The 20,750-nt window shown below is 47.2% G+C and carries 19 protein-coding genes and 1 tRNA gene; 14 read left to right on the top strand and 6 right to left on the bottom strand.

All coding sequences use genetic code 11. The annotated features are described in order from the left end of the window. Nucleotides 1–112 precede the first annotated feature (112 nt). Nucleotides 113–189, bottom strand: a tRNA-Met gene (locus AR688_RS19290). Nucleotides 190–394: 205 nt separating this feature from the next. Between AR688_RS19290 and rlmKL the strand changes: the two genes are divergently transcribed. The 5 genes from rlmKL to rmf all read left to right on the top strand — a co-directional run bounded on the left by rlmKL (nucleotide 395) and on the right by rmf (nucleotide 6,886). Next, nucleotides 395–2,509 (top strand): bifunctional 23S rRNA (guanine(2069)-N(7))-methyltransferase RlmK/23S rRNA (guanine(2445)-N(2))-methyltransferase RlmL, encoded by a 2,115-nt coding sequence (gene rlmKL / locus AR688_RS19285; RefSeq protein ID WP_068238085.1) that lies wholly within the window; start codon nucleotides 395–397, stop codon nucleotides 2,507–2,509. 4 nt (nucleotides 2,510–2,513) lie between these two features. Then, a complete protein-coding gene (locus AR688_RS19280; RefSeq protein WP_231732190.1) occupies nucleotides 2,514–2,759 on the top strand; it encodes a glutaredoxin family protein in 246 nt (81 codons plus the stop codon). Continuing rightward, on the top strand, nucleotides 2,759–4,660 hold the full coding sequence (gene uup, locus AR688_RS19275) for an ATP-binding cassette ATPase Uup (protein ID WP_068238080.1): 1,902 nt from the start codon (nucleotides 2,759–2,761) through the stop codon (nucleotides 4,658–4,660). Before AR688_RS19280 ends, uup begins: the two co-directional genes overlap by 1 nt. Before the next feature lie 27 nt (nucleotides 4,661–4,687). Beyond that, nucleotides 4,688–6,436: a DUF3466 family protein gene (locus AR688_RS19270; protein WP_068238078.1), complete on the top strand. Its 1,749-nt coding sequence runs from the start codon at nucleotides 4,688–4,690 to the stop codon at nucleotides 6,434–6,436. Nucleotides 6,437–6,703: 267 nt separating this feature from the next. Next, nucleotides 6,704–6,886, top strand: a complete 183-nt coding sequence (rmf, locus tag AR688_RS19265; RefSeq protein ID WP_068238104.1) for a ribosome modulation factor — start codon at nucleotides 6,704–6,706, stop codon at nucleotides 6,884–6,886. An 80-nt stretch (nucleotides 6,887–6,966) separates the two neighbouring features. On the opposite strand, the gene fabA is transcribed toward rmf, so the two are convergent. After that, a complete protein-coding gene (fabA, locus tag AR688_RS19260; RefSeq protein WP_068238076.1) occupies nucleotides 6,967–7,479 on the bottom strand; it encodes a bifunctional 3-hydroxydecanoyl-ACP dehydratase/trans-2-decenoyl-ACP isomerase in 513 nt (170 codons plus the stop codon). A 145-nt stretch (nucleotides 7,480–7,624) separates the two neighbouring features. On the opposite strand from fabA, the gene AR688_RS19255 reads away from it, so the two are divergent. The 3 genes from AR688_RS19255 to AR688_RS19245 all read left to right on the top strand — a co-directional run bounded on the left by AR688_RS19255 (nucleotide 7,625) and on the right by AR688_RS19245 (nucleotide 9,598). Further along, nucleotides 7,625–7,882: a hypothetical protein gene (locus AR688_RS19255; protein WP_068238070.1), complete on the top strand. Its 258-nt coding sequence runs from the start codon at nucleotides 7,625–7,627 to the stop codon at nucleotides 7,880–7,882. An 83-nt stretch (nucleotides 7,883–7,965) separates the two neighbouring features. Beyond that, on the top strand, nucleotides 7,966–8,823 hold the full coding sequence (locus AR688_RS19250) for a 6-carboxytetrahydropterin synthase (protein ID WP_068238068.1): 858 nt from the start codon (nucleotides 7,966–7,968) through the stop codon (nucleotides 8,821–8,823). Then, nucleotides 8,786–9,598, top strand: a complete 813-nt coding sequence (locus tag AR688_RS19245) for a M23 family metallopeptidase (protein ID WP_068238066.1) — start codon at nucleotides 8,786–8,788, stop codon at nucleotides 9,596–9,598. The genes AR688_RS19250 and AR688_RS19245 overlap by 38 nt, the downstream gene beginning before the upstream one ends. 4 nt (nucleotides 9,599–9,602) lie before the next feature. On the opposite strand, the gene AR688_RS19240 is transcribed toward AR688_RS19245, so the two are convergent. Then, nucleotides 9,603–11,375, bottom strand: coding sequence for a M61 family metallopeptidase (locus AR688_RS19240; RefSeq protein WP_068238062.1), 1,773 nt, complete (start codon nucleotides 11,373–11,375; stop codon nucleotides 9,603–9,605). Nucleotides 11,376–11,477: 102 nt separating this feature from the next. On the opposite strand from AR688_RS19240, the gene AR688_RS19235 reads away from it, so the two are divergent. The 4 genes from AR688_RS19235 (at nucleotide 11,478) to AR688_RS19220 (ending at nucleotide 14,343) form a co-directional block, all read left to right on the top strand. After that, nucleotides 11,478–11,828 (top strand): HIT domain-containing protein, encoded by a 351-nt coding sequence (locus AR688_RS19235; RefSeq protein ID WP_068238102.1) that lies wholly within the window; start codon nucleotides 11,478–11,480, stop codon nucleotides 11,826–11,828. A 110-nt stretch (nucleotides 11,829–11,938) separates the two neighbouring features. After that, nucleotides 11,939–12,337, top strand: a complete 399-nt coding sequence (locus tag AR688_RS19230) for an acyl-CoA thioesterase (protein WP_068238060.1) — start codon at nucleotides 11,939–11,941, stop codon at nucleotides 12,335–12,337. A gap of 112 nt (nucleotides 12,338–12,449) precedes the next feature. Then, nucleotides 12,450–13,532, top strand: coding sequence for a sensor histidine kinase (locus AR688_RS19225; RefSeq protein WP_068238057.1), 1,083 nt, complete (start codon nucleotides 12,450–12,452; stop codon nucleotides 13,530–13,532). Further along, entirely contained in the window at nucleotides 13,525–14,343 is an 819-nt protein-coding gene (locus tag AR688_RS19220; protein ID WP_068238054.1) for a LytR/AlgR family response regulator transcription factor, read from the top strand. Before AR688_RS19225 ends, AR688_RS19220 begins: the two co-directional genes overlap by 8 nt. Nucleotides 14,344–14,357: 14 nt before the next feature. On the opposite strand, the gene AR688_RS19215 is transcribed toward AR688_RS19220, so the two are convergent. Beyond that, on the bottom strand, nucleotides 14,358–15,347 hold the full coding sequence (locus AR688_RS19215) for an ATP-dependent 6-phosphofructokinase (protein WP_068238051.1): 990 nt from the start codon (nucleotides 15,345–15,347) through the stop codon (nucleotides 14,358–14,360). A gap of 204 nt (nucleotides 15,348–15,551) precedes the next feature. Between AR688_RS19215 and AR688_RS19210 the strand changes: the two genes are divergently transcribed. Next, nucleotides 15,552–16,523: a DMT family transporter gene (locus AR688_RS19210; protein WP_068238048.1), complete on the top strand. Its 972-nt coding sequence runs from the start codon at nucleotides 15,552–15,554 to the stop codon at nucleotides 16,521–16,523. Nucleotides 16,524–16,595: 72 nt separating this feature from the next. Here the strand turns inward: AR688_RS19210 and pyk are convergent, their stop codons facing one another. Then, entirely contained in the window at nucleotides 16,596–18,032 is a 1,437-nt protein-coding gene (gene pyk / locus AR688_RS19205; protein WP_068238045.1) for a pyruvate kinase, read from the bottom strand. A gap of 134 nt (nucleotides 18,033–18,166) precedes the next feature. Further along, the gene (locus AR688_RS19200) at nucleotides 18,167–19,024 is read right to left on the bottom strand and encodes a MurR/RpiR family transcriptional regulator (RefSeq protein WP_068238042.1); all 858 of its coding nucleotides are present in this window, start codon (nucleotides 19,022–19,024) and stop codon (nucleotides 18,167–18,169) included. Between the two features lie 255 nt (nucleotides 19,025–19,279). Between AR688_RS19200 and zwf the strand changes: the two genes are divergently transcribed. Beyond that, on the top strand, nucleotides 19,280–20,749 hold the full coding sequence (gene zwf / locus AR688_RS19195; RefSeq protein ID WP_068238039.1) for a glucose-6-phosphate dehydrogenase: 1,470 nt from the start codon (nucleotides 19,280–19,282) through the stop codon (nucleotides 20,747–20,749). Nucleotide 20,750 lies beyond the last annotated feature (1 nt).

Below are 20,750 nucleotides of genomic sequence, written 5' to 3'. Positions count from 1 at the left end.
ACCTTCGGGTTATGAGCCCGACGAGCTACCAGGCTGCTCCATCCCGCGTCCGTAACTTAACACCGAGCAGAGTGTGTTAAGTATTTGTTTGCAATGCCGTTTCAACGTTAGTTGGTTGCGGGAGCCGGATTTGAACCGACGACCTTCGGGTTATGAGCCCGACGAGCTACCAGGCTGCTCCATCCCGCGTCCGTCATTGCGGGGCGCATCTTAGTGTTTTTAACAAAGCCATGCAAGCCTTTATCTGCTTTTATTTTTAAGATGTTGCTTAACTGCTGCTTTGTTAAACAAAGCGCTGTTTTAAGCGGCAATTTGGCGTTATTACAAAAACTCAAACGGATAAATAGCACATTCTGCTATACTGACGGCCATTTTTGTTAGGGGTTTGGGTAGCATGCTGGAATTCTGGGCGTTAACGTCTAAAGGGGTAGAGGAACTGCTGGCGGATGAAATTCGCCATCAGGGTGGCGAAGTGTTGAAAGTGACCATGGGCGTGGTGCGCTTTAAGGCAGAACTGCGCACCGGGTATCAATTATGTTTATGGTCGCGCCTGGCTACCCGTATTTTGCGCTTAATACAGTCTGAGCCGGTTACGGCCGACAGTGATATTTACCAGATTGCGCAGAAAATTGACTGGCCACAGCAAATGTCACTGCGTAATACGTTGGCAGTAGACTGTGTTGGGAAACACCCGAAAATAGACAACACCCAGTTTGGCGCTATCCGCTTAAAAGACGCCATTGTTGATCAGTTCCGAGAAGAAACCGGCCATCGGCCGGATGTTGACCGGATGGATCCCGATGTGCGCTTTCAGGTGCGGTTAGATAAAGCGCATTTCCACTTTTTACAGGACTTTTCCGGCCCGTCATTACATCAGCGTGGTTACCGTGCTGGCCAGGGCGAAGCGCCATTAAAAGAGCATTTAGCTGCGGCGCTGTTAAAACGTTCCGGATGGCAGGTGGATCAGCCGTTGTTTGACCCGTTTTGCGGCAGCGGCACTATAGTGCTGGAAGCAGCATTAATTGCGCTGAATAAAGCGCCGGGCTTAAGCCGCGAAAAGTTTGCCTTCGAAGGCTGGCCTGGCCATCGTGACGCGGTTTGGCAGCAATTAAAGCAAGAAGCCAAAGCGGCACAGCGGGTGTTACCCGCTGTTGTGCAATTTTGGGGCTCGGACTTTGATGAGCGCAATTTAGCCAAAGCGAAGCAAAATGCCGCCCGTGCCGGTGTTGCTGCTTATGTACAGTTTGATTATGCCGATGCCACAGCACTAAAAACTGCGGTAACCAGTGTGCCGGGCGTTATTGTTACCAACCCGCCGTATGGCGAGCGATTGGGCGATTTACCCTCATTAATACCGCTGTACAGTAAGTTTTCCTTAGCGTTAAAGCAGCATTATCAGGGCTGGCGTTTAGCCATTATTACCTCAAACACCGATTTACTGCGTGCGCTGCGTTTATCAAAAAGCAAAAGCTATAAGTTTACTAATGGCCCGCTGGATTGTGATTTCACCCTGTTTGACTTAACCGAAAAGCAAGTGGCGGTAAGCTCTGATGCGCCGGCGCTGTTTTTTAGCGAAAGTAGCTCTTTTGGCAACCGCTTGGCGAAGAATTTAAAGCAGCTGCAAAAGTGGGCGAACAAAGAAGGCCTTAGCTGCTACCGCTTATATGATGCCGATATTCCGGAATATAATGTAGCGGTAGATTGGTACGACGGTGAAGTGGTAGTGCATGAATATGCTGCGCCGGCCACGGTGGACGAGCAGGTATCGCAAAAACGCTTATTCGATGTGGTAAACCAGGTACCGCAGGTACTGGGTATCGGCTCAGATAAAATGATTTTAAAGGTGCGCGAAAAGCAAAAGGGCACGTCACAGTATCAGGCATTAAATAAAGCCGGCCAGTACAAAGAAGTGAGCGAATACGGCGCTAAGTTTTTAGTTAATCTGCGTGATTACCTGGATACCGGTTTGTTTTTAGATCATCGCATTACCCGGCGGATGATCCAGCAGCAGGCCAAAGGTAAAACGGTGTTAAACCTGTTTGCTTATACCGGCAGTGCGTCGGTGCATGCCGCTATTGGCGGTGCCGCCAGTGTGACTACGGTAGATATGTCAAATACTTATCTGGACTGGGCCAGGCGTAACTTCACTATTAACGGCTTAACCGGCAAGCAATATCAGTTTGAACAAGCCGACTGCCTGCAATGGTTAAGCCGTTGCCGTGCTCAGTTCGATTTAATTTTTGTTGACCCGCCAACCTTTTCTAACTCGAAGCGGATGCAGGACAGCTGGGATGTACAGCGCGACCACGTTAATTTGTTAAACATGCTGACGGCGCGGCTGGCACCAGGTGGCAAAGTGATTTTCTCTAACAATAAACGCCGCTTTAAAATTGATACCCAGGCACTTAACGATGCCGGCTGGCAGGTTAAAGATATCTCGACGGCGACGTTGCCGGAAGATTATAAGCGTAACCCGAATATTCACGTTTGTTTTGAGTTAACGCGCTAATAGTATGAATAGCATGCAGCAGGCCTTAACCTTATACAGTACCTGGGGCTGTCATTTATGTGATCAAGCTGAACAGCTATTGTTGCAAGCCGGCCTTGCGGGCCAGTTTCAGGTTACCGATATTGTTGATGATGAACAGGCCTTTGCGCGCTACCGGTTGATGATCCCGGTGCTACGCCGGGGGAATAACGAATTATGCTGGCCCTTTGATGCGGACCAGCTGGCAACATGGCTTAAGGATGTACAGTAGTGGAATTATTACGTTTTCAGCAGGCGTGTTTAGCCTTTGGCACTAACCCGATATTGGATCATGTCGACTTTAGCTTATTCAGCGGCGAGCGCGTATGTTTAGTCGGTCGCAACGGCGCCGGTAAATCGTCAATGCTAAAATTGCTGACCGGACAGCAAAATCTGGATGATGGCCAGATAGTGGTGAATACCGGTGTGGTACTAAGCCGCTTAGAGCAGGACCCGCCGGCCAAAATGGACGTGAAAATTGCCGACTTTATCCGCGAAGGTGCCGGTGATTTAGCCCAAATAGCGCAGCAATTTTATACTCTGTCAGAAAACTTAGACGGCGCTTCAGATGCCGACTATCGGCTGTTTGAGAAATTACAAAGCGAAATGGATACCCGCGACGGCTGGGGGCTGGAATCCCGTGTTGCTGATTTATGCCAGCAGTTTGATATGAACCCGGATGCCAGTTTAGCGACGTTATCCGGTGGCTGGTTGCGTAAAGCGGCTCTGGCTCGGGCTTTGGCCGCCAGGCCGGATATTTTGTTACTGGATGAGCCAACTAACCATTTGGATGTCGCCGCTATCCAGTGGCTGGAACAGTTTTTACTGAATTTCTCCGGTGCCATCATTTTTATCTCGCACGACAGGGCTTTTATCCGTGCCCTGGCTACCCGCATTATTGATCTGGACCGTGGTTTGTTAACCTCGCACCCGGGCAATTATCAGGAATACCTGGATCGCAAGCAAAAAATGCTCGAAGACGAGCAGCAGCACAATGCATTGTTTGATAAAAAGCTGGCAGAAGAAGAAGTATGGATCCGTCAGGGCATTAAAGCACGGCGTACCCGTAACGAAGGCCGCGTAAGAGCACTTAAAGCGTTGCGTCGTGAGCGGGCAGAGCGGGTAGAAACCTTAGGCAAGGTCGATTTTAATATCGAGCAGGCTGATCGCTCCGGCAAGCTGGTATTCGAAACCAAAGCCATTAGCTGCGGCTTTAATGGCAAAACCGTTATCGACAAACTTGATTTATTGGTAATGCGCGGTGATCGCATCGCGCTGGTTGGGCCTAACGGTGTCGGTAAATCAACACTGATTAAGCTGTTATTGGGTGATTATAAACACGACAGTGGCGAGATTAAGCGCGGCACCAATATTGAAGTGGCCTATTTTGACCAGCACCGTATCGCGCTGGACTTAGAAGCCACAGTGCAGGACAACGTCGCGGAGGGTAAACAAGAAATTACCCAAAATGGTAAAAGCCGCCATGTACTGAGTTACCTGCAGGACTTCTTATTCCCGCCAGCACGGGCACGTACTCCGGTGAAGGCCTTATCGGGCGGTGAGAAAAACCGTTTACTGCTGGCCAAACTGTTTGCCAGGCCGAGTAACTTACTGATCCTCGATGAGCCAACCAACGACTTAGATGTTGAAACGCTGGAACTGCTGGAAGATATCCTGCAGCAATATCAGGGTACTGTATTGTTGGTAAGCCATGACCGCGAATTTGTTAACAATACCGTTACCAGCTCACTGCTGTTTGCCGGTGAGGGGCGTATTATTGAAATTGCCGGTGGTTATGACGACGTTATTGCTTACCAGCAACGTATGCAAACGCCTGCTTCAACAGCACAAAAAGTGACAAAACCATTACAGAGCGTAACAGAAGAAATACCACCGCAGGCTTCTGTTAGCAGTGCTAAGAAGTTATCATACAAAGAGCAACGCGAACTGGAGCAATTGCCAGCCTTGCTGGAACAGCTTGAAGCAGAGCTTGAGGCGTTACAGCTGAAAGTAAATGACGCCGAGTTTTTTAAGCAAAGTGCAGAGCAAACGCAAACCACGTTGAACCAACTGCAGCAGATCGAGTCGAAGCTGGCGCAAGCGTATGCACGCTGGGAAGAATTAGACGCATAAGAATTAAAGTATATTTAGGGGCTCCGAATGAAGTTATCACGCATCAGTCTGGCGATATTGCCGCTGTTAAGTCTGTGTTCTGTACAAGCGGCCGTTTATAACGTCGTTGAGATTGGTGAAGTAAGCGAAGTAAAGTCAACTTACGCTTCAGCTATAAACGATAGCGGAGATACGGTATTTAATGGTGCAGTTGTTGTTCAACGTACTAACTCTGCGGGTAATACCGTCAATGACTTCCAATATTTTAATTTCCCCATTGATTTGGATGCTATTGATTTTGAAGATGAGGATCTCCAAGCGTTTTTTACTGACGAACAGTTAGCTGATGTGACTAACGGTAACATTGATAATGCAATTCTGAATATCCTGCTAAGTATTAACCCCAGCGGGCAACCAATTGGTAATGCTATTGGTTATCTGCAGTCAGGGAGTTTAGAGCCAGAAAATATACTGTTGCGGGATAGTGCCGAGCCCACGCGGGGCAACAGTGAGTACTTGTACGATATTAACAATGCCGGCATTGCAGTAGGTGTTGCGGGTACTACTTTTACGTTACAAAGTTATACTCCCGATGTAACAGACGACGAGCCTGAGCCGGAAACAGTTGAATTATGGGTTCCTGAGGCATCGCATCAGTTAGGTGCTGTCGTACAGGACGGGCAAGTCAGAACTATACCTGCGCCTTATCAGGAGTTGGGTGGTGGTTATACCGTTGCCAGATCTATCAGCAATAACGGGTTAATTGCTGGTTTTGGCAGCAGCGGCATGACAGATGCTGCTAAGGAAGCCGTCGAGGATGTGTGTACCGGAGAAACTACTCCAGAAGCACTATGCTTGTATAACAGAGCAGTTGCAGGCAGCTACGAGCAAAGTGGTATGATATGGCAGTTGCAAGCAGATGGCAGTGTGGCCGTGCCTCAGGTGCTGGGCTTTTTAGGGGACAAAAATACCGGGAACGCTTTCGACGGTGAAGGTGTCAATGCTATAACTTATTTTAGCGTTGCTAACGATGTAAATGATAACGGTATTGCGGTAGGTCGTTCATTATACAGTGACTCAGATCGTACACAGCGGGTACGGTTAAGTAACGGCCAGGTTGTTGACCAAATTGTGCGGGCGCAGCATGCCAGTTTATATGTTGAAGATCAGGTATTACCGTTGGTCGATCCGCTTGAGTGGTCTATTAGTGATGCTGTGGCCATTAATAATAACAACATTATTGTGGGTTATGGCCAAAAAGTGATTAACAGCGCTACACGCAATAAAATGTTTTACCACGACTATAGCTCCGGTCAAACTAACTTTGTCGATGGTTTTTTTTCCAGCTCAACGACAGTACCAAAAGCTATTAATGACAGTAACCAGGTAGTCGGCCAGGCTGAAGTTATTCTGGGTGGTACAACAACCAGAAGATATCATGGCTTCATGTATGATATAGCTGCTGACAGCTTTACGGATTTGAATGCCTTGATTGGCTGTAATTCGCCTTACACCGTAGTTGATGCAGTCGATATCAATAACAATGGCGATATTCTGGCGACAGCGCTGATGATGAAAGAGCGTAAAGATTTGCTGGGCGAAATCATCGTAGATGCGCAGGGCAACCCAGAGCTTGAAGAGCTGGCTGTTACAGTTAAATTACAGCCCGTTGCCAATGGTGAACCAGAGGATTGCTCATCAGAAGAGACAGAATATGAGCGCAAAGGCGGCGCCGCTGGTTTTGGTTGGTTAACGTTAAGCGCTGCGCTAGTCTGGTGGCGCCGACGCAAAGTGTAATGTTAATAAAAAAGCTGCTTCGGCAGCTTTTTTAATGCCTGTAAGGCTGTTACAGCTTTATAGTTATAAAAGTAGGATGCTTAGTGTAATTTGATATAAACAAAACTGTCATCAAATCTTAAAGAAGTTCAGTTTGTTAGCCCTTGTCAAGCTTTTAATCTATTCATTTCAGATTGAACCTTTTATGGCTGTCGACTATCAATTAAAGGGTAATCGCAAATTCTTATGCGGTTATTTTTATCAAATAAAGTTGAGGAAGACTGCCGTATGAAAAGACAAAAACGTGATCGTCTGGAACGTGCTCATGCTCAAGGTTATCGTGCCGGTGTAACCGGACGGTCCAAAGAAATTTGCCCTTACCAAGGTTTAGATACGCGCTCACAATGGTTAGGAGGCTGGCGCGAAGCCATCGAAGATCGCAATGTTGGGCTGTTTAATAAAGGTCAGTAATTTTTCCCAGTAAGCTCAAGCATTAAAAAAGCCCCGTCAGGATAACTTGCGGGGCTTTTACCATTTCATCTTAGTGTGAATTAAAAACTGGATGTGTCCTGAAACAGACCAACTTTCAGGTCGGTTGCAGCATAAATATCACGGCCATCGACACTAACGACACCATCACCAATACCCATAAACAGCTTACGCTTGATAACCCGTTTCATGTTTATGGTATAAGTAACTTTTTTGGCTGTAGGCAGTATCTGGCCGGTAAATTTTACTTCGCCCACACCCAGGGCACGGCCTTTACCCGGGCCGCCACACCAGCCTAAAAAGAAGCCGACTAGTTGCCACATGGCATCAAGACCCAGACAACCTGGCATTACCGGATCACCTTTAAAGTGACAGGCAAAGAACCATAAGTCTGGCGTAATATCCAATTCAGCAATGATCTGGCCTTTACCATACAGACCACCTTCTTCGGAAATGTGAATAATGCGGTCCATCATCAGCATATTGTCCGAGGGCAACTGGCTGTTGCCTTCGCCAAACAGTTCACCATTGCCGCAGGCAATCAAATCTTCTTTTGTAAAGCTATTCTTAGTCATGTATGTTTAATCCAGTGAAAATACCGGGCCACTTTAGCGAACACTTGTACGCCAAACAAGTCCGATTTGTATTAAGTCTTAATTTTACGCATCAATTAGTTAACTGGTTGAGGGTATGACAGTGTTATTGCCAAAGAGTGACATCATGACAAATTCGAGTGGAAAAGCGCTGACCAACGCAGAAAAGCAACTGCGTTATCGTGAACGGCAAAAGCAATCGGGTAAAAAGGAGTTGCGCGGCTATTTGACACCTGAGGCGCTAAGTTGCTATGAAGAGATCCAGAAAAAAACGGAATGGAGCGACAGTGTTTTGCTTAGTAATGCTATCCGGCTGATGTATGCCGCACATAAATGTGGCCAGGTGGGTATTTTAAACAGCTGGTTAACCGAGCATAAGCGTTGATTTACCCGCGCTGCAGGTGTTGCTGACGTGCGTTCAGCGTTATAATGTTGCCAGAATATGCCTGAGTAACCAGAGAGCTTTTAATGATTTTGTTTGTACGGGATCTAACCGTTATTGATTTTTCTTACCTGTGCGCCAAGCGGGGTATGTTGGGTGAAAGCTATATTGTTGACGTAGAGCTGCACGGCGGTCTGGATCAAACCTCGATGGTGTTGGATTTTGCCAAAGTCAAAAAAGTGATTAAGCAAGCTATAGATCAGCTGGTGGATCATAAACTGGCCGTACCGGCCTTATCTGCAGCACTGACGATTGATAGCCGTGCTGATTTACAGCGGTTAACCTTTCAATCAGCACGCGGTCGCATCAGTATGGCGGCACCAGCACAAGCCATTGTGGCTGTTGCCAGCGATGAAATTAATGAGCACAGCATCACTGCATTTTTGCAGCAGCAAATTACACCTTTACTGCCCGGTAATGTGCAGCAGCTGATTTTTACTTTAAGGCCGGAAGTCAGCAACAGTTTTTATTACCACTACAGCCATGGCTTAAAGAAGCATGACGGTAATTGCCAGCGTATTGCCCATGGTCATCGCTCAACTATTCAAATATACACTGACGGTATGTTAACGCCACGTTTAAACAAATACTGGTGTGAGCGCTGGCAGGATATTTATCTGGGCTCTGCTGAAGATTTGTGCAGCGCTGATGTTTTACAACATCTTACTGCCGCTGCAGATGATTATAGCTTCCGCTATCAGGCTGCACAGGGCTGGTTTGAACTGACAATGCCGAAAACTCATTGTGAAATTATACCCTGTGATACCACAGTGGAGTGTCTGGCGGAGTATATCGCCGCAGAATTAAAGCAACTTGATGGTACGAAACTATATAAGGTAGTGGCTTATGAAGGGGTGGGTAAAGGCGCTATTGCTGTTAGCTAGCGTTAGCTGCACGTTAGTTGCTGAACCAGCGTTAGAGTTAGAAGGGCAGCTGACCCAGGGCAGTTTGCTACGGGGTAAGGTGCTACCTGGCAGTAAAGTATTTTTTAATGACATTGAACTGCCATTAAGCAGCGATGGTCGTTTTGTCTTTGGTATCGGCCGGGATGCACCGCTAAAGCATCAGCTTAAAGTGCAACTAAATGGTGAAGAGCATATAAAGCCGTTAACCTTTACTGCAGGCCAGTATGATATTCAGCATGTTAATGGTGTAGCACAAAAATATGTTACACCACCAGCCGAGGTAACCGAACGTATCCGTCATGACAACCAGCAGGTACGGACAGTTCGCAAAACAGTATCTGGCCTGCCATTTATCTTCGATACCCCCATCATGCCTGCCCAAGGGCGTATTTCCGGTGTTTATGGCAGCCAGCGTGTATTTAATGGCGAGCCACGTAACCCACACTATGGCCTCGATGTGGCAGCACCGGTTGGAGCACCGGTTGTCGCGCCGTTAAGTGGCAAAGTACTGTTAGCTGAAGATTTATACTATTCTGGCTTAACACTAATTATTGATCATGGTTTTGGCATCAGCTCTACCTTTATGCATTTAAGCCGGTTTGATGTTGCTGTTGGTGATGAGATTGCGCAGGGGCAGAAAATTGCTGAAGTAGGTGCGACCGGAAGGGTAACAGGCCCTCACCTCGATTGGCGTATTAACTGGCAACAGGAACGGCTGGATCCGGCGCTGCTGCCAGGTTTGGTGCTCAACTAAGCCGTTACTGAACTGGTTGCAGCCAGTAATCACACTTTGGCTGCTCAGTAATTGTCAATATGGCAACCTGTTGGCTTGCTGTAGTTAACGTTAGCTGGCTTTGCAGTAAGCGGTCTTTGCGATAATAGTGTAGTAATAAAGGTTTATCTTTAATTGCCCGCTTTAACAGCTGTGGCAGGCTGGTGGCAGTGATTTTGCGGCCATCCAGCGCCAGTAATTGATCACCGGCCATTAAACCTGCCTGATGCGCAATGCCACCATGGTAAACCTGTGTTAATTGCAGCAGGCCATTTAGCTGTTTAGTTTGAGCGCCAATAAAGGGTAAATTCTCAGTACCGGTTTCACCGCCGAAATCATCTGCATGTTGCATTGGCCGAAGCGTTAATATTAGGCCAAGAGCTGGCAGCAATTCTGCCAGTGGCAATGCCGCAGTTTGTGTCAGCCATCTGTCGCTTTGTGCGGCAAGTTCATTAAACCCAAGTTCTGTCAGCACTTCTTGCAACGCATTATCCGGTGTGCCTGATAACAAATAACGTTGCCATAACTGACGGACTATTGCATCAAGGTTGCTATTTTGCCGGCGCAGGCTGGCATCCAGACATAACGCCAGTAAAGCGCCTTTGGCGTAATAACTTACCACTGAATTTACCGCGTTTTCATCCTGTTTATAAAACTTAGTCCAGGCGGTAAAGCTGCTGTCTACAAGGCTTTGGCGGTCATCGCTCGGGTTACGTGTAACTCTGGAAATGGTTTTTTCCAGCGTTTTAATATAAGTTTTACTGTCAATCAGGCCGGCACGTACCAGCGCTAAATCATCATAGTAAGAAGTAAAACCCTCATATAGCCAAAGCTGGTTGGTGTACTGCTCGGCGGTTAGCTGATACTGCTGAAATACAACGGGCTTTAAGCGCTTAACCCACCAGGTATGAAAGTATTCATGGCTACATAGTGCCAATAGATTCTGATAGTTTTCATCTACCTGAGGTTGTTCAGGCACTGGTAAGTCAAAACGGCTGCACAATAGTAGAGTAGAGTTCAGATGTTCCAACCCACCATAGCCATCTTCTGTTACCCAGAGCAAAAACCAGTAGCTGGTTAAATCAGCCGGTAAGCTGCCAAACACTTGTACCTGCTGCTGGCAAATTCGCGTTAAATCGCTGGTAAATCGGCTAAGATCAGTCAGGTTGTCGCCGGTAACCACCAGATAATGACTGATGCCATCAATAGTAAACTCGGTAAGGGTAAATTTACCCAACAAGATAGGGCTATCAATTAACACCTGATAATTTGCTGCAGTGTATTGACCAAAGCCAAGAAAGTCAGTGCTTTGGCTGCGGATTAAACCGGTTGCAACCCGCCAGCGCTCAGTAGCGCGTGACTGAGGTTTGCTAACATTGACCTGATGTGGCAGAGTTTCCAGCTCGCTGACACTTAAACACAGGCTGGCCGGGTTTAACACGGCTACTTCATCGTCAATATAAGCGGCCCGGACGGATAAATCGTAAGCATATAACTGATAGCTAACGGTTACCGGGGTATGGTTACACTGTAATTGCCAGCGCTGCTTATCCAGCTGTTGCAGCTCCAGTGCGCCGGATTTATCACAGGCACTTATCGCAACAATGTTCCTGGCAAAATCACGGATCATGTAGCTGCCGGGGATCCAGGCAGGCAATGTCAGCTCATGTACTGATGACTGCGGGGTAAAACTGAGCGTTACCGATATCAGGTGTGCACTGACATCAGTTATATCAAGCTGGTACATAACAGATTTCATAGCGTTACTCTTTCTTACAGGTAAAGGGTTTACCCTTTGCCTACAGCATTGTCCCGTATTAAGCTGGCTATTATGCCGCTAAAACCGAATAAGGAAAATGATATGGCAACAGAAACAGTATTCAGTAAAATTATTCGTCGTGAGGCTCAGGCCGATATTTTGTATCAGGATGACTTAGTTACTGCCTTTCGTGACATCCGCCCTCGGGCGCCGGTGCATATTTTATTGGTGCCCAATCAGCTTATTCCAACCGTTAATGATGTTGAGCCCAAACATGAAGCCGCGCTTGGCCGGCTGTTTACCGTGGCGCGTAAACTGGCAGCCGAATACGGCATAGCAGATAAAGGTTACCGGCTGATTATGAACTGCAATGCGCATGGTGGGCAGGAGGTTTATCATATTCATTTACACCTGGTTGGCGGCAGGGCGCTTGGCCCGATGCTAAGCCGTTAACTAAACCGGTAATCAGCCCCTCGGATACGTATTTGTGTGCGATACTGTTGCAATTAGATGCGGCTCTTATAGAATCGCCGCGTCTTTCACTGCTATAACTGAGTATTGCTATGAGTAACGAAGCGTTAATTGCCAAACGGATGGAACATGCGGTAACACGGGTTACCAAAACGGTATTTCCCGGCCGCACTAATCACCATAACACCTTATTTGGCGGCGAAGCGCTGGCCTGGATGGACGAAGCAGCTTTTATCGCCGCCACGCGGTTTTGCCGCAAGCCTCTGGTTACCGTTAGCTCTGATCGGGTTGATTTTAAAGAATCTATTCCTGCCGGCACTATTATTGAACTGGTCGCCAGAGTTGAACATGTCGGCCGTACCAGTATTCGTGTGCATGTCGATATTTTTGTTGAGCATATGTACAACGATGATCAACATAAAGCGATTTCAGGCAATTTTACCTTTGTGGCGCTGGGGCCAGACAGAAAACCGACACCGGTACTGGGTTAAAATATCAGGCTAATGCGATTAATACATATGCAAACACGGCCAGTTAACAGGGCTTTTGGCTGCTATTTAGTTATAATCGGGCAATTACCTTATTGGCCTGCGGGTTATTGTTTTGTATAAGTTATTTGAAGATCGTACCCGCCAGTTTTGGATCCTGCATACCTTAGGCTGGCTGGGTTTTGCCATAGTCAATTATCTTGGCTCTCTGATCCAGGAAACGCGCGACGCATTCCTGATTATTGTGGCGCTGGACTCTTATATCGGCTGGCTAATTACCATACCACTGCGTTACGCTTATCAGCGTGCCTGGCACTGGACGCCCTGGAAAATGATTATAACCGTACTGCTGCTGGCATTTTTTGTTGCAGCAATATGGACAGCCGTGCGTAACTTTAATTACTGGGAAATATACCGCCATGGTGCGCGGCCAGACGACTGGCTAAAGTATATCCGTGATACCCCAGTGGCGTTTTATGTCATGTTAAGCTGGAGCGGTTTGTATTTTGGTATTAAGTACTATCAAACATTGCAGCAAGAGAAACAAAAATCGCTTACGGCAACCAATAAGGCGCATGAGGCACAGCTGAAAATGCTGCGGTATCAGCTTAACCCGCATTTTCTGTTTAACACCCTTAATGCTATTTCAACACTGGTATTAATTAATGAAGCCGATACCGCCAATAAAATGGTGACCAGGCTTAGTGACTTTTTACGCTATTCATTGTACAAAGATCCTATTAACAAGGTACCACTGGAGCAAGAGGTATATGCTGCCCGTTTATACCTTGAGATTGAAAAGGTGCGCTTCTCCGAGCGTTTGTCTGTTATATTCGAACTTGAGCCAGGAACAGAAAAAGCACTGGTACCGAGTTTAATTTTGCAGCCGCTGATTGAAAATGCTATTAAGTATGCGGTAGCCAGCCAGATTAATGGCGGTGAAATAGCGATTACGGCGAAAAAATTTGGCCATGATCTGTTGCTCGAAGTGGCTGATAACGGGCCCGGCATGACCATTACCAATGGTTTGCCCAAAAGCAGTGACAGTGGCGTTGGGCTGGTTAATACCAAAGAGCGTTTATCGGCACTGTACGACAATAACTTTGCCCTGGTTTTAACGCATAATCAGCCCCAGGGCTTAAAAGTAAATATCAGAATTCCATTACAACTAGAAAAAACGGAACAGGAACATGCTTAAGGTAATAGTAGTTGATGATGAACCTTTAGCCCGCAAGGGAATGATGGTGCGCTTACGCGAGTTCCCTGAGTTGGAAGTTATCGCTGAATGCACCAATGGCCAGCAAGCCATCGACAGTATTAGCCAGTTAACCCCCGATCTGGTCTTTCTTGACGTTGAAATGCCTGGCATGGATGGTTTTGCGGTGCTTAAGCAATTGCAGGCGCAAAAGGCGGCTTTACCTTACATCGTATTTGTTACAGCTTATGACCATTATGCTTATAGTGCGTTTGAAGTCAGTGCGCTGGACTATGTGTTAAAGCCGGTTGAACCAGAGCGTTTAAAACAGGCTGTGGAAAAAGTACTGAAAATATATCAGGCACAAGACACGCAAAAACATAAAGGCCAACTGGCAGAAGCCGTAGCAAAGCTCACCGGAGATGACACCGGTAATATCCTGCAGCGGCTGGATAACGCCCAGCCAGTGGTAAATGACCGTTTCCCGGATGCTATCAGCATTAAAGACAGCGGCGAAATTACCAGAGTACCAGTAGCCGCTATTGAATGGGTTGATGCTGCCGGCGATTATATGTGTATCCACACCCGTGATGGCCAAACACATATTTTGCGCCGGACGATGAAAGAGTTAGAGCAGGAGCTGGATCCCAAGCTGTTTGTCCGGGTACATCGTTCTGCTATCGTCAACGTACACACTATTGCCAAATTACAAATGCTGGCCAATGGTGAGCACCAGTTAATGCTGACCAATGGCCAGGCCGTCAAAGTAAGCCGCAGCTATAAAGACCGCGTAAAACAGGTGTTTAATCAGTAGTACGCTGTTTACGGTTAATCGCTGGCAATCGTTTGTTGCCAGCGCACCAGATAAGGGTCGATCTGCTTTTGCTTAGCGCCGGTTTCTGAAAGGGGGTATAACACTGCTTGCTGGTTTATTTCACCTGCCATCATTAAATGAGCCCCCTGCATCAGTTGCTCCACAGCATACGCGCCTAATTTAGTTGCCAGAATTCTGTCAGCTCCAACAGGCGAACCGCCGCGTTGAATATGACCAAGAATACAGGCCCGGCATTCAATGCCCAAAGCCTTGCTAAGCGCCTCAGCCAGTGCTGTTGTGCCGCCGGGGTAACTGTTTTCCGCCACCACAATAATGTAACTGCTTTTGCCACGTAATAATTGTGCGCGCTTAACCGGCTCTATCAGCGCTTTTAAGTTATCTGGCCGCAGGGCGCCAAACTCGGGGCAAATAATCTGCTCAGCACCGCCAGCGATACCGGCAGACAACGTAATATAACCAGAATGGCGGCCCATTAGCTCAACCAGAAATATTCGCTCAAATGCATCGGCAGTATCACGGATTTTATCTATTGCATCCAATGCCGTATCTATAGCGGTGGCAAAACCAATAGTGTAGTCGGTGCCGTCTACATCGTTATCAATGGTGCCCGGAACGCCGATGATCTGGCCCTGATAATGTTCAGCTATGGCTAATGCGCCACGAAAACTGCCATCGCCGCCAATAATAATCAGTGCATCCAGTTGCAGGCGCTCCAGTGCCTGAGCAGCTTTTTTTGCGCCTTCAGTGGTATGTAGTGCCTCGCAGCGGGCGCTTTTTAAAATAGTGCCGCCATGCTGAATAATGTTTTGCACGTGCTGCGGTAACAGTGTTTGGTAGTCATCGTCGAGTAAACCATTAAAACCGTGGTGAAAACCAGTAACGTCAATATTGTAGGCTGCAGCTGTCAGTACAACTGCCCTGATTGCCGCATTCATTCCCGGTGCGTCGCCACCGGAGGTCAGTACACCAACACGTTTAATCATTGTTTATCCCTGTTTACTGCTTAACCTAATACCCAGTATAGGGGCTTACAAAGTAAGCAGTGTTTGATATGGCGCAACAGTTAGTCAATTAGTCGATATAACAGCCTAAGCTACAGACAACAGTGGGTGAAATAAGCGAAAATAGCGCTGCTCTGGCTTACACTCGCAACACCCGCCACTTTATTACACTGGATTACTTACACCATGCACCAAATTACTGGTAAAAGCCTGATTGGGCTATTGTTAGCCTTAACCACTGCTGTTTTATGGGGCATTTTGCCTATAGCACTAAAAATTTTGCTCGATGTGCTAACGGCTAACACCATCACGGCAATCCGGTTTTTGGCCGCTGCTGTTATCGTTGGTATTTGGTTGGGCGCGCGGGGCAAGTTGCCCAAAGCGGCGTTATTAATTACGCCCAAAATAGCAAAGTTAATGCTGATCGCTGTGGCCGGGCTGTTGTCCAACTACATCATGTATTTAAGTGGGCTAAATTACCTCAGTGCAGAAACCGCGCAGGTGGTTATTCAACTGGCACCATTTTTAATGATGATAGGTGGTGTCTTTATATTTAAAGAGCACCTGTTAAGGTGGCAAAAAGCCGGTGCAGTTATTCTGGTTGCGGGTTTGCTACTGTTTTTCAATGAGCGTTTGGTACAACTGATATTACAAGCCGGTACAGAAACACTGGGTGTGTTACTGGTAATTACCGCAGCCGTAACCTGGGCTGCCTATGCTCTGGCGCAAAAGCAGTTGCTGGTGCATTACAGCTCAAAGCAAATTATGTATATACTCTATGTAGCTGGCACCATTGCTTTTATGCCGGTGTCAGATTTTACCCCGCTATTGACGATGAGCAATCTGCACTGGTTACTGCTTATCTTTTGCTGCTTAAATACCGTGGTGGCTTATGGTGCTTTTGCTGAAGCGCTGCATCACTGGGAGGCATCTAAAGTCAGTGCGGTACTTGCTGTAACGCCACTTTTTACTATTTTGTTTGCCAATATCGTGGGCTGGCTGTTTCCGGCCTATTTATCAGCACAGCAGCTTAATCTTTGGTCCTGGCTTGGTGCTGCACTGGTGGTAGTGGGCTCAGCATTAACCGCGCTGGCACCGCAATTTGTGCAATACCATAGCGCACGTAAAATACGTAAGTTACAACGCGACGTGTTTTAAGCAGTCTTGCAGGCAGTAAAAAGGGCTCAGATGAGCCCTTAATTTTAACAACTAGCTTTGACAGTTGGCGTATTATTTTACCTGCACAATTCTGCAGGTATTCGAAGCGCCGATAGTTTCCATAACATCGCCGTGAGTCATGATCACCAAGTCACCGCTTTTTAAACCGGCTTTGACTTTTACAGCTTCAATAGCTGCATCGGCCAGAGATTGTCCTTGTAATGCAGTGCTGTCAAAAAACGCCGGATAAACACCACGATACAGCGCCATTTTGTTCAGCGTTTTGGTATGGCGTGATAACGCAAAAATAGGCTGTGGCGAGGTAATACGTGACATCAGCTTGGCGGTATAGCCAGACTCTGTCAGCGTAATAATAGCTTTGATGCCTTCCAGATGATTAGCCGCGTACATGGCAGACAATGCGATAGTTTCGCTTATTTCAGTGAAGGTAACATCCATACGATGCTTGGAAATTTGTACGCTTGGGTGTTTTTCCGCACCGTCACATACCCGAGCCATAGCGCGGACTGTTTCTGTCGGGTATTTACCGGCAGCGGTTTCAGCGGACAACATAACGGCATCAGTACCATCCAGCACAGCATTGGCTACGTCCATCACTTCAGCGCGCGTAGGCATTGGGCTTTCAATCATGCTTTCCATCATCTGGGTAGCAGTGATCACCACGCGGTTTAACTGACGCGAACGGGCAATAATGCGTTTTTGCTGACCAACCAGCTCAGCATCACCAATTTCAACGCCTAAATCACCACGGGCAACCATTACCGCATCAGAAGCACGGATAATGTCATCCAGCGTTTCGTCATCAGCGACCGCTTCAGCGCGTTCGATTTTAGCCATAATACGGGCTTCAGAACCTGCCGCCAGTGCTAAATCACGGGCTAAACGCAAATCATCCCCACAGCGTGGGAAAGATACCGCCAGATAATCAACGTCAATTTCGGCTGCGGTAATAATATCGCGTTTGTCTTTGTCGGTCAGGGCAGGGGCCGTTAAACCACCACCCTGGCGGTTAATACCTTTATTATTACTTAACTTACCACCAACAGTAACAGTGGTATAAACCCTGGCGCCTTCAACGCGGTCTACCGATAACTGAATGCGGCCATCGTCCAGCAGTAATAAATCACCGGCTTTTACATCCTGCGGTAACTCTTTATAGTCGATACCTACCTGATGCTCATCACCTTCACCTTTTGCCAGCTCGGCATCCAGCACATACGGCATGCCTTCTTCGAGTATCACCGCACCATTTTTAAAAGTAGAAACGCGAATTTTCGGCCCTTGTAAATCGCCTAAAATAGCCACGTGTGCGCCCAGTGCTTCAGCTGCGGCACGCACCATAGTGGCACGCTCACGGTGATCATCAGCACTGCCATGCGAGAAGTTCAGACGGAATACGGTTGCACCAGCCTTTATCAGTTTTTCAATTGACAGTTGTGTATTAGTGGCGGGGCCTAGCGTCGCGACGATTTTAGTTCTTCTGTGCATGGTTATTTCCTGCTTGTTGCAAAGAGGGTGTAGTAGCTGGCTGTTAGTTTAATGTAATTTAATTACAGAATACAGCAAAGCGATGAAGAAAAATTACAGGTTGGTGCAGTTGCCGACACAACTGCACCGGATTATCAGTTGTTGAAATCTTTTTTGTCAAAGCGGGAGCCGCGCAGGCTGTCTTTGACTTTCTTCAGGTTTTCCCGAAACTTACTGCCACGGCGCAGTGTAAAACCGGTGGCCAGAATGTCTATTAGCACCAGTTGTGCTACACGTGAGGCCATCGGCATATACATGTCGGTATCTTCCGGCACATCCAGCGACAATACCAGCGTACATTCTTTTGCCAGCGGGCTGTCGTAAGCGGTAACACCAATAACAGTAGCATCATTTTCCCGTGCTATTGCCGCTATGTCGCACAGGTTTTTTGTGCGGCCGGTATGGCTGATACATACCACAACATCGCCTTCAGCACTGTTTATAGCACTCATACGCTGCATGACAATGTCGTCAAAACACACCACAGGCACATTAAAACGGAAGAATTTATTCTGCGCGTCATGCGCTACAGAAGCAGAAGCACCTAAGCCAAAAAAAGAAATTTTCTTTGCCTGTGTCAGCACATCAACCGCACGGTTTATTGTGTTAATATCAACCCGTTGCCTTGCTGTATCCAGCGCAGCCATAGTAGATTCAAAGATTTTAGCCGTATAGGCTTCAGGGCCATCTTCTTCTTCTACATGGCGGTTAACATAGGGGGTGCCGTTGGCCAGGCTTTGGGCTAAATGCAGTTTAAAGTCAGGGAAGCCTTTGGTATCCAGCCTGCGACAAAAACGGTTGACTGTAGGTTCGCTGACATCGGCCATTTTAGCCAATGCCGCTATACTGCTATGTATAGTTGTTTGCGGGTTAGCCAGAATTACATCGGCTACTTTACGCTCCGATTTACTAAAACTGTTTACGCTATTGACGATTTTTTCCAGCACGTTCATCCGGCAATTCCTGGCTTATAATTAGGCTGATACAGGTTTGTAATACAGGGTGTAGCCCGTCAGGGCGGTGGTCAAAATAGTGCTAAATTTACTACAAAACCACAGATCCGTTGCTAAGGCTGCCTTATTATATAAGAATAGTCAAAACATTACGCAATCTGTAATTTAATTACAAGATATCTGGTTTACAACCCTGTTATGCTGCGCTAGTATGGCCGAAGTGTTGTAAAATTACATCTAAATCAAGGGTCAGCTATGACGACAACAGCACAAAATTCAGCATGTGACTTAATTCTGTTTGGCACTAAAGGTGATTTAGCACGGCGCAAGCTGTTACCTGCTATGTATCAGCTGGAAAAAGCGGATTTGCTTTGCCCTGAATCCCGCATCATCGGCGTTGCCCGCGATGAAATGTCTACAGAAGCTTATGCTGAGCTGGTGTTAACCAACCTGAACAAATTCCTTAAAGAGCCGCTGGACAACGACGTATGGCAGCGCTTGCAGCAAAAGCTGGTTTACGTGCAGCTGGATCTGGCCAATGAGCAGGATTACAAAAAGCTCACGGCAGTTACTGATATTAATGAGCGCGTGCCGGTTAGTTATTTTGCCACGCCGCCGTCGTTATTCGGCGCTATCTGTAAAGGCTTAGCGGTAGCCGGGCTGGCAGAAGAGCCTGCCCGTGTTGTGCTGGAAAAGCCTATCGGCCATGACTTAGCCTCGTCTAAAGTTATTAATGATCAGGTAGCTGAGTTTTACAAAGAAAGCCAAATTTATCGCATCGACCATTATCTGGGTAAAGAAACGGTACTTAACCTGTTAGCACTGCGCTTTGCCAACGCCATTTTTGCCGGTAACTGGGATCATAACTCAATTGATCATGTGCAAATAACGGTTGCAGAAGAGGTGGGTGTAGAAGGGCGCTGGAGCTACTACGACGATGCCGGACAAATGCGTGATATGGTGCAAAACCACCTGTTGCAGGTGCTGACATTAATCGCCATGGAGCCGCCAGCCCGACTGGACGCCGACAGCATTCGTGATGAAAAACTCAAAGTACTTAAAGCACTGCGCCGCATTGATATTAGCAATATTCAGGAAAAAACCGTACGCGGCCAGTATGGCAACGGTTTTGTTGCCGGTAAGGCTGCACCTGGTTATCTGGAAGAAGAGGGCGCAAGGCCAAACAGTAAAACTGAAACCTTTGTTGCAATAAAGGTAGATATTGATAACTGGCGCTGGGCGGGCGTGCCGTTTTACCTGCGCACCGGTAAACGCATGGCATCTAAGCTAAGCGAAGTGGTGATTTGTTTTAAACCACAACCGCATAATATTTTTCACGCCACTTATAACCAATTGCCGGCTAATAAACTGATTATTCGTTTACAGCCAGACGAAGGCGTAGAAATTCAGGTATTGAACAAAATTCCTGGCCTGGGCGAAAATATGCGTCTGCAGGAAAGTAAGCTTGATTTGAGCTTTGACGAAACCTTTAAATCGCAGCGCATTGCCGATGCTTATGAGCGGTTGTTACTGGAAGCCATGTTGGGTAACCAGTATCTGTTTGTGCGCCGTGATGAAGTTGAGCATGCCTGGAAATGGGTCGACGGTATTCTGAACGCATGGAAAACCAGCAACGAGCCGCCAAAAACTTATCAGGCTGGCAGTTGGGGGCCGGTTGCAGCAATTTCTATGCTGGCCCGTGACGAGCGCAACTGGGAAGAATAAG

This window comes from Rheinheimera sp. EpRS3, assembly GCF_001513785.1.
In the GTDB taxonomy this organism is placed as follows: domain Bacteria; phylum Pseudomonadota; class Gammaproteobacteria; order Enterobacterales; family Alteromonadaceae; genus Alishewanella.
The sequence above is the reverse complement of the archived record's forward strand: the minus strand, read 5'-3'. Positions and strand labels throughout refer to the sequence as shown.

Coding starts and splice junctions, on each gene's coding strand:
- rlmKL (WP_068238085.1), top strand. CDS start 395: ATGCTGGAATTCTGGGCGTTAACGTCTAAAGGGGTAGAGGAACTGCTG.
- AR688_RS19280 (WP_231732190.1), top strand. CDS start 2,514: ATGAATAGCATGCAGCAGGCCTTAACCTTATACAGTACCTGGGGCTGT.
- AR688_RS19270 (WP_068238078.1), top strand. CDS start 4,688: ATGAAGTTATCACGCATCAGTCTGGCGATATTGCCGCTGTTAAGTCTG.
- rmf (WP_068238104.1), top strand. CDS start 6,704: ATGAAAAGACAAAAACGTGATCGTCTGGAACGTGCTCATGCTCAAGGT.
- fabA (WP_068238076.1), bottom strand. CDS start 7,479: ATGACTAAGAATAGCTTTACAAAAGAAGATTTGATTGCCTGCGGCAAT.
- AR688_RS19255 (WP_068238070.1), top strand. CDS start 7,625: ATGACAAATTCGAGTGGAAAAGCGCTGACCAACGCAGAAAAGCAACTG.
- AR688_RS19250 (WP_068238068.1), top strand. CDS start 7,966: ATGATTTTGTTTGTACGGGATCTAACCGTTATTGATTTTTCTTACCTG.
- AR688_RS19245 (WP_068238066.1), top strand. CDS start 8,786: ATGAAGGGGTGGGTAAAGGCGCTATTGCTGTTAGCTAGCGTTAGCTGC.
- AR688_RS19240 (WP_068238062.1), bottom strand. CDS start 11,375: ATGAAATCTGTTATGTACCAGCTTGATATAACTGATGTCAGTGCACAC.
- AR688_RS19235 (WP_068238102.1), top strand. CDS start 11,478: ATGGCAACAGAAACAGTATTCAGTAAAATTATTCGTCGTGAGGCTCAG.
- AR688_RS19230 (WP_068238060.1), top strand. CDS start 11,939: ATGAGTAACGAAGCGTTAATTGCCAAACGGATGGAACATGCGGTAACA.
- AR688_RS19220 (WP_068238054.1), top strand. CDS start 13,525: ATGCTTAAGGTAATAGTAGTTGATGATGAACCTTTAGCCCGCAAGGGA.
- AR688_RS19215 (WP_068238051.1), bottom strand. CDS start 15,347: ATGATTAAACGTGTTGGTGTACTGACCTCCGGTGGCGACGCACCGGGA.
- AR688_RS19210 (WP_068238048.1), top strand. CDS start 15,552: ATGCACCAAATTACTGGTAAAAGCCTGATTGGGCTATTGTTAGCCTTA.
- pyk (WP_068238045.1), bottom strand. CDS start 18,032: ATGCACAGAAGAACTAAAATCGTCGCGACGCTAGGCCCCGCCACTAAT.
- AR688_RS19200 (WP_068238042.1), bottom strand. CDS start 19,024: ATGAACGTGCTGGAAAAAATCGTCAATAGCGTAAACAGTTTTAGTAAA.
- zwf (WP_068238039.1), top strand. CDS start 19,280: ATGACGACAACAGCACAAAATTCAGCATGTGACTTAATTCTGTTTGGC.